Origin of the sequence: Anianabacter salinae, assembly GCF_019061145.1 — a bacterium.
In the GTDB taxonomy this organism is placed as follows: domain Bacteria; phylum Pseudomonadota; class Alphaproteobacteria; order Rhodobacterales; family Rhodobacteraceae; genus Anianibacter; species Anianibacter salinarum.
The window spans coordinates 84,531-102,289 of sequence record NZ_JAHQZS010000003.1 but is presented as its reverse complement, the minus strand read 5'-3'; the positions used below and the strand labels follow the sequence as shown (position 1 = coordinate 102,289).

Sequence of the window (17,759 nt, the reverse complement as noted above, 5' to 3'; positions counted from 1 at the left end):
CTTTACCGTTGAAATCCCGTGGGCAGGCGAAAAATCCGGCTGCCGCACCCGATCGAGGTTTGCAGCAACACGGGGGGGCCCAGCCCGCAATGGCACGGTTCGTTTTCATCACTGGCGGTGTCGTCTCGTCGCTTGGCAAGGGCCTTGCCTCGGCGGCCTTGGGCGCACTCTTGCAGGCGCGCGGGTTCTCGGTGCGGCTGCGCAAGCTTGACCCCTATCTCAACGTCGATCCCGGCACGATGTCGCCGTTCGAGCATGGCGAGGTGTTCGTCACCGACGACGGCGCCGAGACGGATCTCGACCTTGGCCATTACGAGCGGTTCACCGGCGTCGCGGCGCGCGCCACGGATTCGGTGTCCTCGGGCCGGATCTATTCCAACGTGCTCGAAAAGGAACGGCGCGGCGACTACCTCGGCAAGACGATCCAGGTGATCCCGCACGTCACCAACGAGATCAAGGATTTCATCTCGATCGGCGAGGACGAGGTGGATTTCATGCTCTGCGAGATCGGCGGCACTGTCGGAGACATCGAGGGCCTGCCCTTCTTCGAGGCGATCCGCCAGTTCGCGCAAGACAAGCCGCGCGGCCAGTGCATCTTCATGCACCTGACGCTGCTGCCCTGGCTCGCGGCCAGCGGCGAGTTGAAGACGAAACCCACGCAGCACTCGGTCAAGGAGTTGCGGTCCATCGGGTTGCAGCCTGACATCCTCGTCTGCCGCTCGGAACGCCCCATTCCGCAGAAGGAACGCGAGAAGCTGGCGCTGTTCTGCAACGTGCGCCCCGACAGCGTGATCGCCGCCTATGACCTGAAGTCCATCTACGAGGCGCCGCTGGCCTATCACCGCGAGGGGCTGGACCAGGCGGTTCTGGACGCCTTCCAGATCAGCCCCGCGCCGCGCCCGGATCTCACCCGCTGGCACGACGTCTATGACCGCATCTTCAACGCCGAGGGCGAGGTGCGCGTCGCCATCGTCGGCAAGTACACCCAGCTGGAAGACGCCTATAAATCCATCGCCGAGGCGCTGACCCACGGCGGCATGGCCAACCGCGTCAAGGTGCGCGTGGAATGGGTCGACGCCGAGCTGTTCGAACGCGAAGACCCCGGCCCCTACCTTGAAGGCTTCCACGCGATCCTCGTCCCCGGCGGCTTTGGCGAGCGCGGGACCGAAGGCAAGATCCGCGCCGCGCAATTCGCGCGCGAACGCAAGATCCCCTATCTCGGCATCTGCCTTGGCATGCAGATGGCGGTGATCGAGGCGGCGCGGAACCTTGCGGGCGTCACCACCGCCGGGTCCGAGGAATTCGACCATGAGGCCGGCAAGCGCCGGTTCGAGCCGGTGGTCTATCACCTCAAGGAATGGGTGCAGGGCAACGCCACCGTCGCGCGCAAGGTGGATGACGACAAGGGCGGCACCATGCGCCTTGGCTCCTACACCGCGAACCTGAAAGAGGGCTCCAAGGTGGCCGAGGTCTATGGCGAGACGGTGATCGAGGAACGCCACCGCCACCGCTACGAGGTCGACATCAAGTACCGCGAGGCGCTGCAGGACGTCGGCCTGTGCTTTTCCGGCATGTCGCCCGACGGCCGCCTGCCCGAGATCGTCGAGGTCGAGGATCACCCGTGGTTCATCGGCGTCCAGTTCCACCCCGAGCTGAAGTCCAAACCGTTCGAACCGCATCCGCTGTTCCGCGATTTCGTGCGCGCGGCGAAAGAGATGTCGCGGCTGGTGTAGGCCCCCGCAAACTGATCCCGTCTTTGGTCTCGAAATACTCGGGAGAGCGCGAGAGGGAACATCTCGCACGCCGCGCAGCGGGCTCAATGCCCGCAAGCGGCGTCCCCCCCCCGGGCCTGTCGCCTGCCGCCCCCTCGGCAAACCCCTTGCCCTGACCCGCATCCTCGGCCACTGACGCCCCATGCTCTCCTACCAGCACCTTTACCACGCGGGGAACCTCGCTGATGTCCACAAGCACGCGCTTCTGGCCTTCGCGCTCGACTACCTGACCCGCAAGGACAAGCCGCTGTCCTACATCGAGACCCACGCCGGGCGGGGGCTCTATGACCTGTCGGCGGCAGAGGCGCTCAAGACCGGCGAGGCGGCGCAAGGGATCGCCCGGCTGTCGCAAGCGTTCCCGGCAAGCCATCCCTATGCCCGCGTGCTGGCGGCGGTGCGGGCCACCAACGGCGCCAGCGCCTATCCCGGCTCGCCCCTCGTGGCGTCGCATCTCTTGCGCGACACCGACACGATCACCCTGGCCGAATTGCACCCGCAGGAGCGCGCCGCGCTCGGCGTGGCGCCGGGCATGTGGCGCGCAAGGGTCCGGGCCGAGGACGGCTTTGCGATGGCAATGTCGCTGGCCCCGCCGACCCCGCGCCGGGGGATGATCCTGATCGATCCGTCCTACGAGGTGAAGGCCGATTACGACGCCATCCCCGGTTTCATCGCCAAGCTGGCGCGCGCCTGGAACGTGGGCGTCGTGATGCTGTGGTATCCGGTGCTGACCAGCGGCGCGCATGTGCCGATGCTGGACGCGCTTTGCGCCGCGCATCCCGGCGGTCTTCGCTACGAGGTGCGGTTTCCGCCCGCGCGCACCGGGCACAAAATGATCGGCTCGGGCGTGTTCGTGCTGAACCCGCCCTATGGCATGGACGACGAGGCGCGCAGGCTGGATGCGATCTTTGCCCGCCTCGCGCGGAGGTGACCGGGGCTTTCCCCGCGCGCTTTGCCCGCATATATAAACGCCCATGTTTGCAGATTTCCTTCGCCGCCTCACCGCGCCAGAGCCCCAGACGCTGCCCGATGGCGATGCGCGGCTGGCCCTGACCGCCCTTCTTGTCCGCATCGCCAAGGCGGACGGTCATTATGCAGCGGACGAGATCGACCGCATCGACCGGATCGCCGCGCAGCGCTTTGGACTGTCGCCGTTCGAGGCGACGGCGCTGCGCCGCGACGCCGAGCAGCTTGAGTCCGAGGCGCCCGACACCGTCCGCTTCACCCGCGCGATCAAGGCCGCCGTTCCTTACGACGACCGCGCCGCCGTGATCGAGGCGCTGTGGGAGATCGTGCTGGCCGATGGCGCCCGCGACGAAGAGGAAGACGCGCTTCTGCGGCAGGTCGCGCCGCTTCTGGGCGTGAACGACCGCGATTCCAATATCGCCCGCAAGCGGGTGGAAGACCGCAAGTGATCGCCGCACTGCCGATGTATGACTGGCCCGAAGAGCGGGCCGGGGTCGATGCCTTGTGGTCATATCTCGGCGATGCGCTGCGGGAGGGCGGAGTTCCCGCCCCCCTGGCGCTGACGCGCGGCGACGATCTTTGGGCGCTTTGGGAAGATCCGGGCCTGGTGATCGGCCAGACCTGCGGGCTGCCCTACCGCGCGCGGCTGCACGACCGCGTCCAGTTGATCGGGACCTTCGACTATGGCCTTCAAGGCGTGCCGACCGGGCACTACCGCAGCGAGATGGTCGTGGCGCGGAACGATCCGCGTGAGGATCTGGCGCAGTTCCGCGAGGCGGCGCTGGCGCTCAACGGGTTCGACAGCCAATCGGGTTGGTGCGCCGCGCATGCCGCCGCAAAGGCCGCCGGGATCACCTTTCGCCGGTTCCACCACACTGGCGCGCACAGAGCCAGCGCAGGGCTGGTCGCCGAGGGCCGCGCCGACATCGCAGCGGTGGATGCCGTGACCTGGCGCCTGATCCAGAGGCACGAGCCGGACATGGCGGCGCGGCTGCGGGTGCTGGGCCCCACGCCGTCCTCGCCCGCCCTGCCGCTGGTGGCGGCGCCGGGCCAGCCTGCGGGCCGCATCGCCGACATCCTCGAGGCGGCGGTGACCGCAATGCCGGACGGCCTGCGAGACCGCACCGGCGTCACCGGCTTTCACCGTATGTGCGACGCGGACTATCTTGCTGTCGTTACGCCCCCGCTTCCAAGCCAGGCACAGCCCGTTCTTTAGGCGAATGCCCTGATCCCGTCACGTCAGACCGCCTCGCCCCATTGCATTTGCCGCCGTCTTCCGCCCTACTCCGGGCTTGGACCAAACGGACAGAGCCGTTGAACGATAAAGTGCCCGTCATAGAAATCCGCGACCTGCACAAGAGCTATGGCAGCCTCGAGGTGCTCAAGGGCGTCGACATGGCTGCGCCCAAGGGGCATGTCGTGTCGCTGATCGGCTCGTCGGGGTCCGGCAAATCGACGCTTCTGCGCTGCGTGAACCTTCTGGAAGACAGCCAGTCGGGCGAGATCCTGTTCGAGGGCGAGCCGGTGTCCTGGCGGGGCCGTGGCGGTGGCCGTCAGCCTGCGGACCGCAAGCAGGTGACCCGCATCCGCACCAACCTGTCCATGGTGTTCCAGCAGTTCAATCTGTGGGCGCACATGACGATCCTTCAGAATGTGATGGAGGCGCCGGTCACCGTGCTGGGCCGCCCCCGCGCCGAGGCCGAGAGCGCGGCGCGCGGCTATCTCGACAAGGTCGGCATCGGCGACAAGTGCGATGCCTACCCCGCGCAGCTTTCGGGCGGCCAGCAGCAGCGCGCCGCCATCGCCCGCGCCCTGTGCATGGAGCCGCGCGCGCTTTTGTTCGACGAGCCGACATCGGCGCTCGACCCCGAGCTTGAACAAGAGGTCGTGCGCGTCATCAAGGCTATTGCCGACGAGGGGCGCACGATGCTTCTTGTCACTCATGACATGGCCATGGCGCGTGACGTGTCGGACCATGTCGTCTTTCTCCATCAAGGCAAGATCGAGGAGGAAGGCCCCCCCGCGCGCCTGTTCGGGGCGCCGGAGACCGAGCGGCTGCGCCAGTTCCTGAGCGCTACCGCCGCCTGAAATAAACAAACCGCAACCGGGAGACTTCGATGAAACTGATCCTTTCCACCGCCGCCGCACTGGCCCTGATGACAGGCGCCGCGTTTGCCGCAAGCCACGCGCAGACCGTCCGCATGGGCACCGAGGGCGCCTATCCTCCCTACAACTTCATCGACGATTCCGGCGAGGTGGCCGGTTTCGAGCGCGAGCTGGGCGACGAGCTGTGCGCGCGCGCCGAGCTGACCTGCGAGTGGGTCACGAACGACTGGGATTCGATCATCCCGAACCTCGTGTCCGGCAACTACGACACCATCATCGCGGGCATGTCGATCACCGACGAGCGCGAGGAAGTCATCGACTTCACCCAGAACTACTATCCGCCGACCGCCTCGGCCTACGTTGCGGCCAGCGATTCGGTCGACGTGATGTCAGGTGTCGTCGCCGCGCAGACCGCCACGATCCAGGCGGGCCATGTCGCCGAATCCGGCGCGACTCTGGTGGAATATGCCACGCCCGAGGAAACCGTCGCAGCCGTGCGCAACGGCGAGGCGGACGCGGTGTTCGCTGACTACGACTATCTCAAGCCGATCGTGGATGCTTCGGGCGGCGAGTTGACGTTCGTTGGCGACGAGGTTCCGCTGGGCGGCGGCATCGGCCTTGGCCTGCGCGAAAGCGACACCGAGCTGAAGGACAAGTTCGACGCCGCGATCACCTCGATGAAAGAGGACGGCACGCTGAACACCATGCTGAAAAAGTGGTTCGGCGAAGAAACCCAGACCTATTGATGGTCCCCGGGGCGGGGCGCCTAGGCGCGCCCTGCCCCATCCGGCGCGATGCTGTCCTGCACAGACCCCCAAAGCCTTGAAGGCCTTTCCTGGCTTGCCTGTTACCTGACAACGGGCAAGCACATGGCGTTCTATACGTCCTTTGGAACGGTGCTGATCCTGATCGCGGTCACAGCGCCCGTTTCGCTAGCCTTCGGCTTTTTCGGCGCGATGGCCGCGCGGGGGCCGGTGCCGGTCCGCTGGCTTGGCCAAGGCTACATCGCCATCGTGCGCGGCGTGCCCGACATCGTGTTCTTCCTGTTCTTCGTGATCGCGCTGGATCAGGCGTTCGAATACGCCCGCCACAAGGTTCTGTGCCCGGACTGGGACCAGCCGGTGCGGCAAGGCAATGACTTCATCGTCTGCGCCGCCGCCAAGCTGCCGCTCGGCACCGCGCCGCAGTGGCTGCACGAGGTGTATGGCTTCGCCCTTGCCGTCATCACCTTCGCCATCGTCTTTGGCGCGTTTGCGGCCAATGTTCTTTACGGAGCCATGCGCGCCGTGCCCCGTGCGCAGATGGAGACGGCCGAAGCCTATGGCATGTCGCCGCGCCAGACGTTTTGGCGCATCCTCGTGCCGCAGATGTGGGTCTATGCGCTGCCCGGCCTGTCGAACCTTTGGATGGTGCTCATCAAGGCGACGCCGCTGCTGTTCCTGTTGGGGATCGAGGATATCGTCTACTGGGCGCGCGATCTGGGCGGCACCAAGACGCCGCAGTTCACCGAGTATCCGCACGGCGACTGGCGGATGTGGTACTTCCTTGCGCTGCTGGTGTTCTACCTTGCGCTGACCCGCGTGTCCGAGATCGTGCTGGGCCGGCTCATGCAGCGTCTGACACTCGGACAGGCGACCTCGGGCGGTGAAGCCCAGCGGAAGGTCGCGGCATGAGTTGCTGGGAAACCATCGCCGACTATGGCCTGCGCTCGGTCGGGATCGGAGAGAGGCTGTTGCCACGATCCGACTTCACGCTCTGTCAGCAGGTCGTGCTGATCGGCTCGGGCATGATCTGGAACATCTATTTCGGCATCCTCGCCCTGTGCGGAGGCTTTTTCCTTGCGGTGGCCACGGCTGTCGGCAAGGCGTCAGGCAACCGCGCCGCGCGCAAGGCGTCGGAATGGTTCATCTTCCTGTTCCGGGGCTCGCCCCTGTTCATCCAGTTCTTCTTTGCCTATTTCGCGTTCCTGTCGCTCAAGAGCGTCTCGCCGGTGTTCGATCCCTTCACCTCGGCGGGTCTTGGGGCGCTGGCCGTGCTGTTCCTGAACACCGCCGCCTATTCGGGGGAAATCTTCTATGGCGCGCTGCAGTCCATCCCCAAGGGCGATCTGGAAGCGGCCGAGGCTTATGGGCTGACCGGCTGGACCAAGTTTCGCCGGATCACCTTTCCGACGATGCTGCGGCTCGCGTGGCCCGCCTATACGAACGAAGCGATCTTTCTGTTCCACGCCACGACGCTGGTGTTCTTCTCGGGCTTTCCGGCATGGCAGCAAAAGGGCGACGCGCTGTATTACGCCAGCTACTTCGCGGACAAGACGTTCAACCCCTTCGTGCCTTACCCCATCGTCGCCGGGTATTTCATTCTGGCGACGCTCGTGATCATAACCCTGTTCGGAGCTGCGAACCGCAGGCTGAACCGACACCTTCCGCAAGAGCGGCGGGCGAAACTTCGCATAAGACCGATGGTGATCCGATGAGCTGGCTGGACGAGCACCCCGAAGTGCGCACGATCCGCGTCGCCGCCTGCGACGTGAACGGCCAGGCGCGCGGCAAGCGCGTGCCCGCCCGCTATGCCCGCAAGGTCGAGGAGGACGGCACCCGGTTTCCGCTGTCTGTGCTGAATCTCGACATCTGGGGCGAGGACATCGACGACAGCCCGCTGGTGTTCGAATCCGGCGATCCCGATGGTGTGCTTCTGCCGACCGAACGCGGCTTCATCCCGATGCCTTGGCTCGAGGCGCCGACCGCGCTGTTGCCGCTGTGGATGTTCCGCGAGGATGGCCGCCCCTTTGCAGGCGATCCCCGGCACGCACTGGCTGGCGTGGTCAAGCGGTTCACCGACGCAGGGCTGACGCCGGTGGTGGCGACCGAGATGGAGTTCTACCTGATCGACGACAGTTCCAAGACGCTGCGGGTGCCGTCCTCTCCCCGGTCGGGCAAGCGGCGCACGGGCGCGGAAATTCTGAGCTTGCGGGCGCTGGATGCGTTCGACCAGTTCTTTACCGATCTCTATGACGCGTGCGAGGCGATGGACATTCCCGCCGACACCGCGATTTCCGAGGCGGGTCTGGGTCAGTTCGAAATCAACCTGATGCACCAGTCCGACCCCTTGAAGGCCGCGGACGATGCTTGGTTCTTCAAGCTGCTGGTCAAGGGCCTGGCCCGCAAATGGGGGTTCGCCGCATCGTTCATGGCGAAACCCTACGAGGACTACGCAGGCAACGGGATGCACGTTCATTTCTCGGTGCTGGACAAGGACGGGCGCAATATCTTCGACGATGGTGGCCCCAAGGGGTCGGACGCGCTGCGCCATGCCGTCGCCGGGTGCCTGTCGGCGATCCCCGGCTCGACGCTGCTGTTCGCGCCCCACGGCAACAGCTATGACCGGCTGGTGCCCGAGAACCATGCGCCGACCGGCATTTGCTGGGCCTACGAGAACCGCACCGCCGCCGTGCGCATCCCCGGTGGCAGCAATACCGCGCGGCGGATCGAACACCGGGTATCTGGCGGCGACATCAACCCTTACCTGCTGGTCGCCGCGGTGCTGGGATCGGCGATGAACGGCCTCGAAGACAAGGCCGAGCCGCCCGAGCCGATCAAGGGCAACGCCTATACCATGGACCTGCCGCAGATGCCGATGACCTGGGGGGCCGCCATCGACGCCTTCGAGACATCCGAGGATCTCGCCCGCATCCTGCCGCGCGACCTGGTGCGCAACATCGTCGCCACCAAGCGGCAGGAAATGCACTATCTGCAGGAACTGGACGCGCAGGAACGGGTCGACCTGTATCTCGATACGGTCTGAGGCTTTGCGCCTGCGCCTCGGTTGGCATATATTGCCAACAGCAGGAGAAGCATCATGCCCACACGCAATGTCGTTCTGACCGAAGAACAGGATCGCTTTGTCGCCCGGCTGGTGGAAACCGGCCGCTTCCAGAACGCAAGCGAGGCGCTGCGCACCGGTCTGCGCCTGCTGGAACAGGAAGAGACGGAGCTTGCCGCATTGCAGGCGCGGTTGCAGGCGGCGGTCCGGGAATACGACAACGGAGAACGCGCAGAGGGGACCGGGGAAGAGGTCATCCGCCGTGCCTTTGCCTCGGTCCTCGGGTCCTGATTCTGAAACTCGGCTTCACCCCACGGGCCGAAGCGCGGCTTCGGGACATTGCAAGGCATACGCTGGAGACCTTCGGCGCCCATCAGGCGCAAAAGTATGAGGCCTTGCTCATCGAACGTTGCGCAATGCTTGCCAGCGGTCGGGTTCCAAGCCGGTCGTGTTCCTCGATAACGCGCGATACCTCTGACACAGACCTTCTCTATGCGCGTGCCGGAGAGCATTTTCTGATCCATGCCATCGAAGATGACGAAGTGACGATCATCGACATCCTCCATACCCGCTCTGACCTTCCGCGCTGGATCGCGGCGATCGATGCAATGGGCGGGGCCTGAGCCCTCTTTACTTCCCCCCGCGCGCCTACCAGACTCTCAGCCAGCCTGAACAGACTGGTGCTTCATGAAGATCGGTATCCTGCAATGCGGCCACCCTCCTGCGGGGGTCATCGAACGCCATGGCGAATTCTCGGACATGTTCGCCCGCCTTCTGGGCGAGGATGCGTTTACCTATGAGACGTGGAACGTCGTCGACATGGTCTTCCCGGGCGGGCCCGAAGACGCCGATGGCTGGCTCATCACCGGCTCGCGCCACGGGGCCTATGACGCTCTGCCGTTCATCAAGCCGCTGGAAGACCTGATCCGCGCCATTGCAGGCAGCGACCGCCCGCTGGTCGGCATCTGCTTTGGCCACCAGATCATCGCGCAGGCGATGGGGGGCCGCGTCGAGAAGTTCAAACGCGGCTGGTCGGTGGGCGCCACGCGCTATGACTGGACCGGCATGGGACAGGTCGCGCTGACCGCCTGGCATCAGGATCAGGTGGTCGAGGCACCGCAAGGCGCGCGCACCATCGCATCGAGCGACTTCTGTGCACATGCAGCGCTGGTCTACGGTGACGACATCTTCACGATCCAGCCGCACCCTGAATTCGCATCCGACATCGCGGCCACCTACGTGAGCGAGAAGAAGGCCGATCCGGTCTATCCCGAGGGCTTGATCGAAACCGCCGAGACGCGACTGGACACCGCCCTTGGCGACAGGACCATCGGCGCACGGATCGCCGGTTTCCTCAAGGAAAGGACCGCCCCCGATGCGTGACGACTGGATCAGCCAGCTTCCCGAAAGCGCGCGCAGCTGGCTTGAAGGCCGCAGGCTCGACGAGGTGGAATGCCTTGTGGCCGACCTGTCCGGCATCGCACGGGGCAAGGCGATGCCCGCGTCGAAATTCGGCAAGCAGACGCATTTCTACCTGCCCAACTCGATCTTCCTGCAGACCATCACCGGCGATTGGGCCAACATCATCGGGGATGATTTCACCGAGCCGGACATGATCCTGACGCCGGATTATTCGACCGCGACGGCGGCGCCCTGGACGGCGGACTGGACGCTTCAGGTGATCCACGACATCTCGGACCAGGCCGGGAACCCCTGGCCCATCGCACCGCGCAACGTGCTCAAGCGGGTGGTGCAGCAGTTCAAGGACAACGGCTGGACGCCCATCGTCGCCCCCGAGATGGAATTCTACCTTGTCGCGCGCAACATCGACCCGAACATGCCGGTCGAGCCGCCGATGGGCCGCACCGGGCGGCGCGCCGCCGCGCGGCAGGCCTATTCGATGTCGGCCATCGACGAATACGGCCCCGTGATCGACGACATCTATGATTTCGCCGAAGCGCAGGGGTTCGAGATCGACGGCATCCTGCAGGAAGGCGGCGCCGGGCAGATCGAGATGAACCTGCGCCACGGCGATCCCGTGCTTCTGGCCGACGAGATATTCTTCTTCAAACGCACCATCCGCGAGGCGGCGCTGCGCCACGACTGTTTCGCCACCTTCATGGCCAAGCCGATCCAGGACGAGCCGGGCAGCGCGATGCACATCCATCACTCGGTGGTGGAAACCGCGACAGGCAGGAACATCTTTTCCGATGCCGAGGGCAAGGAGACGGACGTCTTCCGCCATTTCATCGCCGGGCTGCAGAACCACATGCCGGCGGCCATCGCGCTCTTGGCGCCATATGTAAACAGCTATCGACGGTATGTTCCCGACCACGCCGCGCCGATCAACCTTGAATGGGGCCGCGACAACCGCACCACGGGCATCCGCGTGCCGGTGTCCGATCCGCAGAACCGCCGGATCGAGAACCGGATCGCGGGGATGGACTGCAACCCCTATCTCGGGATCGCCGCGTCGCTCGCCTGCGGCTTGCGCGGGATGCTGGAGCAGACGGAACCCGCGCCCGAGTTCAAGGGCGACGCCTACAAGACGGAACCGGATTTCCCGCGCGGGCTGGGTGATGCGCTGGACCTGTTCGCCGGGTCGAACGGGATGCGCGAGCTTCTGGGCGACCAGTTCTGCCGCGCCTATGCGGCGGTGAAAGAGCTTGAGAACAAGGAATTCCTTCAGGTCATCAGCCCTTGGGAGCGTGAGCACCTGCTTCTGAACGTATGAACCTACTGTTCGCAAACGACCGCCCCGGCCAGTTCCCGCCAAGCTGGTATGCAGCGACGGCCGCGATCCCGCCTGCCTCGCCCCCGCTGGACGGCGATGCGCGGACAGATGTGTGCGTGATCGGCGGCGGCTACACCGGCTTGTCCGCCGCGCTGCATCTCGCCCAGGCGGGCATGGGCGTGACCCTGATCGAGGCGCACCGTGTCGGGTTCGGCGCCTCGGGGCGCAATGGCGGACAGGTCGGGTCGGGGCAGCGGATCGACCAGATCACGCTGGAAAAGCAGCTAGGGCGCGGCGACGCGCGGCGGCTGTGGGATCTGGGCGAAGAGGCCAAGACGCTGGTGCGCGACTTGATCGTCGATGCCCGGATCGACGCGCGCTGGACCCCCGGCATCGCCTGGGCCGAAGAAACCGCCAAGGGCACCGAACATCTGCACCACTACGTCGAGAAGCTGGCGCATGAATACGGCTATGCGCGGGTCGAACCCGTCGACGCTGCCCACGCCCCCGAGGCGTTCGGCTCGCACCTGTTCAAGGGCGGCATGATCGACTGGGGCGCGGCGCATATCCATCCCTTGCGCTATGCCTTTGGCCTGGCGCGCGCCGCGCGGGCCAACGGCGCGGTGGTCCATGAGGGGACGCTGGCCCGCAAGGTGCGCCGCGATGGCGACGGCTGGGCGGTCGAGACCGATCATGGCACCTTGCGCGCAGGCCATGTCGTGATGGCGGGCAACGGCTATCTTGAAGGGCTGAACGGGCGGGTCGCGCGCCATGTGATGCCGATCAACAATTTCATCATCGCCACCGAGCCTCTGGGCGATCTTGGCAAGTCCCTGCTCCCGCGCGGCAATGCCGTGGCGGACTCGCGCTTTGTTGTGAACTACTGGCGCCTGTCCGAGGACGGACGGCTTCTGTTCGGCGGCGGCGAAAGCTATGGCTACCGGTTTCCCGCCGACATCACCGCCGTCGTGCGCAAGCCGATGCTGCGGATCTATCCGCAGCTTGCGGGCGCGCGGATCGACCATGCCTGGGGCGGCACGCTGGCGATCACCCGCAGCCGTATGCCATTCTTCTGCGCGCCGGAACCGGGGTTGTGGTCGGTATCGGGCTATTCGGGGCACGGTGTCGCAATGGCGACGCTGGCGGGCAAGATCGCGGCGGCGGCCATCGGCGGGGATGCGGCCAAATGGGACGCCTTCGCCAACATCGCGCCCCCCGCCTTTCCGGGCGGGCGGGCGCTGCGCAGCCCGCTTCTGGCGCTGGCGATGAGCTGGTTTGCCCTGCGCGACCGGCTGGGGATTTGATTTCCGTAGCGGCGGTGGCAGGCTGCGCAAGGGAGGATACGCCATGCCGAAAGGAACCGGCCGCTGCCATTGCGGCGCGACGATCTTCAAGTTTGACCCCGGCACCGTGCGCTGGCGCGGCATCTGCCATTGCGAGGATTGCCGCCGCGCGTCCTCTGCGCCGATGGTGGCGTGGTTCGGAGTGCCCGCCGACGCCTGGCGCTGGCTGGGCGACGCGCCCGGCGCGCGGCAGACGAGCCCCAGCGTCACGCGCTGGTATTGCACGCAGTGCGGATCGCCTTTGGGTTATGCCAGCACCCGCTGGCCCGGCGAGATGCACGGCCCCGCCGCCGCGCTGCTGGATCAAGGCGACTATGCACCCACGTTTCATTGCTACGTCGACGAGAAGTTGCCTTGGGTGCAGATCGAGGACGGGCTGAAACGCTATCCCAAGGCCGCCGAATGACGGGCCGAGCCCCCGTTTACCCCGCCGCGAATTGAGATACTCTGCCCCCTGAACTGCCGCGCCGCTCTTGGTGCGCCCCCATTCCTGTTACCTGTGGAGAACCCGATGCGTGACGACAGCCCCAACAGCTGGGAAGCCCGCGCCGACCGCAATTCCTTTTATGGCTTCACCGATCTGCCTTCGATCGAGGCGCGCGGCACGGTGGTCGTCACCCACGGCGAAGGCCCGTATGTCGTAGACGTCCACGGCAAGCGGTATCTCGATGCCAACTCGGGCCTCTGGAACATGGTCGCGGGCTTCGATCATCCCGCTATGGCCGAGGCCGCAAAGGCGCAATACGACCGCTTTCCCGGCTATCACGCGTTCTTCGGGCGGATGTCGGACCAGACGGTGATGCTGTCCGAAAAGCTGGTCGAGGTGTCGCCGTTCGAGCGCGGCAAGGTGTTCTACACGAACTCGGGGTCCGAGGCGAACGACACGCTGGTCAAGATGCTGTGGTTCCTGAACCGCGCCGAAGGCAAGCCCGAGCGCACCAAGATCCTGACGCGGATCAACGGCTATCACGGTGTCACGGTGGTGTCGGCGTCGATGACCGGCAAACCCTACAACTCGGTGTTCGGGTTGCCGCTGCCGGGGTTCCTGCACCTGACCTGCCCGCATTACTGGCGCAACGGCGAGGACGGCGAGACCGAGGCAGAGTTCACCGCCCGCATGGCGCGCGAGTTGGAGGACACCATCGCGCGCGAGGGCGCCGACACCATCGCCGCCTTCGTGGCCGAGCCGGTGATGGGCGCGGGCGGGGTGATCCCGCCATCAGAGGGATACTTTCAGGCGATCCAGCCGATCCTGCAGAAACACGGCATCCCGCTGGTGTCGGACGAGGTCATTTGCGGCTTCGGGCGCACCGGCAACGCCTGGGGCTGCCAGACCTATGATTTCATGCCGGACGCGATCATCTCGTCCAAGGCGCTGACAGCGGGCTATTTCCCGATGGGAGCGGTGATCCTTGGCCCCGAACTGGCCGACCGCATGGACGCCGCCGTAGCCGAGATCGAGGAATTCCCCCACGGTTTCACCGCGTCGGGCCATCCTGTCGGCTGCGCCATCGCGCTGCGGGCCATCGACCTTGTGCTGAACGAGGGGCTTTTGGACAACGTGCGCGCGCTGACCCCGCGCTTCGAGGCGGGGCTGGCGGAATTGGCGCAGAACCCCAACATCGGCGAATGGCGCGGCAAGGGGCTGATGGGCGCGCTTGAGGCGGTGAAGGACAAGGCGACGAAAACGCCCTTCCCCGGTGATCTGTCGGTGAGCGAGCGCATCGCCAACACCTGCACCGATCACGGGCTGATCTGCCGCCCGCTCGGTCAATCCATCGTGCTGTGCCCGCCGTTCATCATGACGGACGCTCAGATGGACGAGATGTTCGACAAGCTGGACCGCGCGCTGAAGCAGGTGTTCGCCGAGGTCGCCTGACCGCGAAAGGGCCGCCCCCAAGGCGGCCCGACGCGCTATTTCTTGTCCATGCTCGACAGCTTGGCCTGCATGGCGGCAAGCTGTTTCTTGATCTCGTCCAGATCGTCCTTGGACGCATCCTCGGTGGGGGCGTCCGTGCCGGGTGCCGGTCCGGTGCCACCGGGCCAGCCGCCCGACATCGCCTTGAAGAACGCCTCTTGCTGCTTTCGCATCATGTCGAACCCCGGCATCGTCGCCATCGGGTTGATCGAGGTCATGTTCTCCATCACCTTGGATTGCCCGTCGCGCAGCATCTCGAAGCTGGCGGCAAGGAACTGCGGCACGACGCTTTGCACCTCGGAGGTGTAGCTGCGCACGAGGTCCGTCAGCACGTTGATCGGCAGCACGCTTTCGCCGCGGCTTTCATGCTCGGCCACGATCTGCAGAAGATACTGGCGGGTCAGGTCGTCCCCGGTCTTGAGGTCGATGATCTGCACATCTCGCCCGCCGCGGATGAAGCCCGCGATATCCTCGAGCGTGACGTAGTCGCTTGTCTCGGTGTTGTAGAGCCGTCGGCTGGCATAGCGCTTGATCAAAAGCGGCGCGATATCCTTGGCCATGTCGGGCGTCCTCCCCCTTTGCGGCGGTGCAGCACAGCCTACGCCGCGATTCGGCAAAATGAAAGGGCGGGCACAAGGCCCGCCCTTCAAAGTTCGGCATCCCCAGGGAGGAGAAGGGGGATGCCGGAAGATCGCGCGGCGATTACTTCGCTGCTGCGGTCGCTTTCTTGGTGGCGGCGGTCATGTCGTCCGATGCCTTCTTCATGGCAACCGATGCGTCTTCCTGCATGGTCTTGCCAGCCGACAGCATCAGCTCGACGGTTTCCATCTGGACCTTCTTGGCGACTTCGGCGAATGCCGACATCGCTTCCGAGGTCATCTCGGCCTGGGAAGACGCGAAATCGGTCATCGCCTTGGTGTAGTCGGCAACGTCGTCCTTCGCGGTGGTGACGTCGGCCAGCTTGGCGAGGGTCTCTTTGGTCCACTTGGTCGAGATCTCGGTCGACTTGTCAGCGGCTTCGAAAGCGACTTTCGACATCTTGTCCGACAGATCGGCCTGCGACTTGAAGGTGTCCTGCATCGCGGTCATGTCGACCGGGAATGCGCCCATCATGTCTTTCATCATCTTGGTGTAGTCGGTGGTTGCGGTCTTGGTAGCCATGGGAACTCTCCTGATTCAAATTTCGGTAGGCGCGGGTCTTGCTGCGTCTGCACAGAATATGCGCGCTGCGGTGCAGCATTTCAAGGATTAATGCTGCACCGCAGCAAAATTCCTGTAACCTACTGACTTTACTAAGAGGAGTGTTCCAGGACATAGGTTCCGGGCGCGTCGCACAGCACAGGATGCGCCGAATCGCCGGGGTTTCGGGCCGGGATTTGCTTGCCGGAGCGGTTCTTCAGCCACTTTTCCCACTCGGGCCACCACGAGGATTTGCGGAACTCGGCGCCTGCCTGCCAGTCCTCGGGCGGCTGGTTCAGGTCAGTATTGATGTAGTGACCATACTTGTCCCGCGACGGCGGATTGACGATCCCGGCGATATGCCCCGACTCCGACAGGATGAACGTCTTGGACCGGCTGCCCATGTGGCTGATGCCGTTGTAGCTCGATTTCCAGGCGGCGATATGATCGGTCTCGCAGGCGATGGCGCAGATCGGCACCTTCACGTCCTTGAGCGACAGCGTCTCGCCGCAGATCTCGATCGTGCCCTGCGCCAGGCGGTCTTGCTGGCACAGCCAGCGCAGGTATTCCACCGCCATGCGCGCGGGCAGGTTGGTGCTGTCTCCGTTCCAGAACAACAGATCGAAGGCGGGCGGTGTCTGGCCCATCATGTAGCTGCGGATCGCGGGACCATAGACAAGGTCCTTGGAGCGCAGGAACGAGAAAGTGCGCGACATGAAGAACGAGTGCAGATAGCCCTTCTCGAGCACCTCTTTCTCGATCCCGTCGACGAAATCGTCGGTCAGGAACACGGCGAATTCGCCCTGATCCGAGAAATCGGTAAGCGTGGTGAAGAACGTCGCCGACCGCACCGACTTGTCGCCGCGCTTGTGCATCAGCGCCAGGGTCAGCGACAGCGTGGTGCCCGCGATACAATAGCCGATGGCGTTGACCTGATCCTGCCCGGTGATCGATTTCACCTCGGAAATCGCGGTCAGAAAGCCCTCTTGAACATAGGTATCCAGACCGACGTCGGCATAGCTTTCGTCGGGGTTCTTCCAGCTTACGACGAACAGGGTGTAGCCCTGATCGACCACCCAGCGGATCAGCGAATTCTGCGGCTTGAGGTCGAGAATGTAGAACTTGTTGATCCACGGCGGGAAGATGATCAGCGGCGTCGCGTGCACCGTCTCTGTCTTGGGCGCATACTGGATCAGCTCGAACAGGCGGTTGCGGTAGACGACCTTGCCCTCGGCGGTGGCAAGGTTCTCGCCGACCTTGAAGGCGTCCTTGTCGGCCAGTGTCACGAGGATGTCGCCGTCGTTCGCCTCGATGTCCCGCACGAGGTTCTCAAGCCCGTCGACCAGCGATTGCCCGTCCGTCTCGACCGCGCGCGACAGCGCCTCGGGGTTGGTGCCAAGGAAATTCGACGGGCTGAACATGTCCATGATCTGCCGGGTAAAATACTCGACGCGGCGGCGCTCGCGCTGGTCAAGCCCGTCCAGGTCGCCCACCGCGCGTTCCATCGCTTCGGAGTTCAACATGTACTGCTGCTTGATGAAGTTGAAATAGGGGTGCGTCTGCCACAGAGGGTTGTCGAAGCGCTTGTCGCTGGCCGTATGATCCTCGGGGGCGGCAAGCTGACCTTGCGACAGCGCCTTTTGCGCCTCGACGTAATGCTGCAGCGACTTGCCCCAGTAGGTGATCTGGTGCTCCAGCATCTTTGACGGATTCGCCATCATTTCCTGCACATAGGCCGCTGCGGCCTTCATGAAGAGATCCTGGCCGGGCCCTTGAAGCGCGGGATTTGCGGGCTTCTTGCGCCCCAGAGCGGCGATCAGGCGCTGGGTAAGTTCCTCTACATGGGCAAGATTCTGGTTCAGGCGGTCCAGATCGGGCTCGTTGGCCTTTTCCTCAGTTGTCATCCCACGAAATCCCCCCTA

General features: G+C 64.9%; 19 protein-coding genes. 16 read left to right on the top strand and 3 right to left on the bottom strand.

Annotation, left to right across the window (positions count from 1 at the left end):
- The first annotated feature begins 89 nt into the window (after positions 1–89).
- The 16 genes from KTJ87_RS09405 to KTJ87_RS09330 all read left to right on the top strand — a co-directional run bounded on the left by KTJ87_RS09405 (position 90) and on the right by KTJ87_RS09330 (position 14,619).
- A complete protein-coding gene (locus KTJ87_RS09405) occupies positions 90–1,733 on the top strand; it encodes a CTP synthase (RefSeq protein ID WP_267138861.1) in 1,644 nt (547 codons plus the stop codon).
- 181 nt (positions 1,734–1,914) lie between these two features.
- The gene (gene rlmJ / locus KTJ87_RS09400) at positions 1,915–2,700 is read left to right on the top strand and encodes a 23S rRNA (adenine(2030)-N(6))-methyltransferase RlmJ (RefSeq protein ID WP_267138860.1); all 786 of its coding nucleotides are present in this window, start codon (positions 1,915–1,917) and stop codon (positions 2,698–2,700) included.
- A 43-nt stretch (positions 2,701–2,743) separates the two neighbouring features.
- Entirely contained in the window at positions 2,744–3,184 is a 441-nt protein-coding gene (locus tag KTJ87_RS09395; protein ID WP_267138859.1) for a tellurite resistance TerB family protein, read from the top strand.
- Positions 3,181–3,951, top strand: coding sequence for a phosphate/phosphite/phosphonate ABC transporter substrate-binding protein (locus KTJ87_RS09390; RefSeq protein ID WP_267138858.1), 771 nt, complete (start codon positions 3,181–3,183; stop codon positions 3,949–3,951). Before KTJ87_RS09395 ends, KTJ87_RS09390 begins: the two co-directional genes overlap by 4 nt.
- A 98-nt stretch (positions 3,952–4,049) precedes the next feature.
- The gene (locus KTJ87_RS09385; RefSeq protein WP_323371726.1) at positions 4,050–4,823 is read left to right on the top strand and encodes an ABC transporter ATP-binding protein; all 774 of its coding nucleotides are present in this window, start codon (positions 4,050–4,052) and stop codon (positions 4,821–4,823) included.
- 29 nt (positions 4,824–4,852) lie between these two features.
- A complete protein-coding gene (locus KTJ87_RS09380) occupies positions 4,853–5,587 on the top strand; it encodes a transporter substrate-binding domain-containing protein (RefSeq protein ID WP_267138857.1) in 735 nt (244 codons plus the stop codon).
- A gap of 48 nt (positions 5,588–5,635) precedes the next feature.
- Positions 5,636–6,514: an ABC transporter permease gene (locus KTJ87_RS09375; RefSeq protein ID WP_267138856.1), complete on the top strand. Its 879-nt coding sequence runs from the start codon at positions 5,636–5,638 to the stop codon at positions 6,512–6,514.
- Positions 6,511–7,317, top strand: coding sequence for an ABC transporter permease (locus KTJ87_RS09370; RefSeq protein ID WP_267138855.1), 807 nt, complete (start codon positions 6,511–6,513; stop codon positions 7,315–7,317). The genes KTJ87_RS09375 and KTJ87_RS09370 overlap by 4 nt, the downstream gene beginning before the upstream one ends.
- Positions 7,314–8,645 carry a glutamine synthetase family protein gene (locus KTJ87_RS09365; RefSeq protein ID WP_267138854.1) on the top strand — a complete coding sequence of 444 codons (1,332 nt, stop codon included), beginning with the start codon at positions 7,314–7,316 and terminating at the stop codon, positions 8,643–8,645. Before KTJ87_RS09370 ends, KTJ87_RS09365 begins: the two co-directional genes overlap by 4 nt.
- Positions 8,646–8,699: 54 nt before the next feature.
- Complete coding sequence (locus KTJ87_RS09360; RefSeq protein ID WP_267138853.1) at positions 8,700–8,954, top strand: type II toxin-antitoxin system ParD family antitoxin; 255 nt, start codon at positions 8,700–8,702, stop codon at positions 8,952–8,954.
- The gene (locus tag KTJ87_RS09355; RefSeq protein ID WP_267139250.1) at positions 8,843–9,286 is read left to right on the top strand and encodes a type II toxin-antitoxin system RelE/ParE family toxin; all 444 of its coding nucleotides are present in this window, start codon (positions 8,843–8,845) and stop codon (positions 9,284–9,286) included. The genes KTJ87_RS09360 and KTJ87_RS09355 overlap by 112 nt, the downstream gene beginning before the upstream one ends.
- Before the next feature lie 64 nt (positions 9,287–9,350).
- Positions 9,351–10,046 (top strand): type 1 glutamine amidotransferase, encoded by a 696-nt coding sequence (locus KTJ87_RS09350; RefSeq protein WP_267138852.1) that lies wholly within the window; start codon positions 9,351–9,353, stop codon positions 10,044–10,046.
- Positions 10,039–11,397 carry a glutamine synthetase family protein gene (locus KTJ87_RS09345; RefSeq protein WP_267138851.1) on the top strand — a complete coding sequence of 453 codons (1,359 nt, stop codon included), beginning with the start codon at positions 10,039–10,041 and terminating at the stop codon, positions 11,395–11,397. Before KTJ87_RS09350 ends, KTJ87_RS09345 begins: the two co-directional genes overlap by 8 nt.
- A complete protein-coding gene (locus KTJ87_RS09340) occupies positions 11,394–12,701 on the top strand; it encodes an NAD(P)/FAD-dependent oxidoreductase (RefSeq protein ID WP_267138850.1) in 1,308 nt (435 codons plus the stop codon). Before KTJ87_RS09345 ends, KTJ87_RS09340 begins: the two co-directional genes overlap by 4 nt.
- Before the next feature lie 43 nt (positions 12,702–12,744).
- Entirely contained in the window at positions 12,745–13,146 is a 402-nt protein-coding gene (locus KTJ87_RS09335; RefSeq protein ID WP_267138849.1) for a GFA family protein, read from the top strand.
- A gap of 105 nt (positions 13,147–13,251) precedes the next feature.
- Positions 13,252–14,619 (top strand): aminotransferase, encoded by a 1,368-nt coding sequence (locus KTJ87_RS09330; RefSeq protein WP_267138848.1) that lies wholly within the window; start codon positions 13,252–13,254, stop codon positions 14,617–14,619.
- A 35-nt stretch (positions 14,620–14,654) separates the two neighbouring features.
- Here the strand turns inward: KTJ87_RS09330 and phaR are convergent, their stop codons facing one another.
- The 3 genes from phaR to KTJ87_RS09315 form a co-directional block, all read right to left on the bottom strand.
- On the bottom strand, positions 14,655–15,218 hold the full coding sequence (phaR, locus tag KTJ87_RS09325; RefSeq protein ID WP_267138847.1) for a polyhydroxyalkanoate synthesis repressor PhaR: 564 nt from the start codon (positions 15,216–15,218) through the stop codon (positions 14,655–14,657).
- Positions 15,219–15,360: 142 nt separating this feature from the next.
- Entirely contained in the window at positions 15,361–15,819 is a 459-nt protein-coding gene (locus KTJ87_RS09320) for a Phasin (protein ID WP_267138846.1), read from the bottom strand.
- A 131-nt stretch (positions 15,820–15,950) separates the two neighbouring features.
- Entirely contained in the window at positions 15,951–17,741 is a 1,791-nt protein-coding gene (locus KTJ87_RS09315) for a PHA/PHB synthase family protein (RefSeq protein ID WP_267138845.1), read from the bottom strand.
- Positions 17,742–17,759 lie beyond the last annotated feature (18 nt).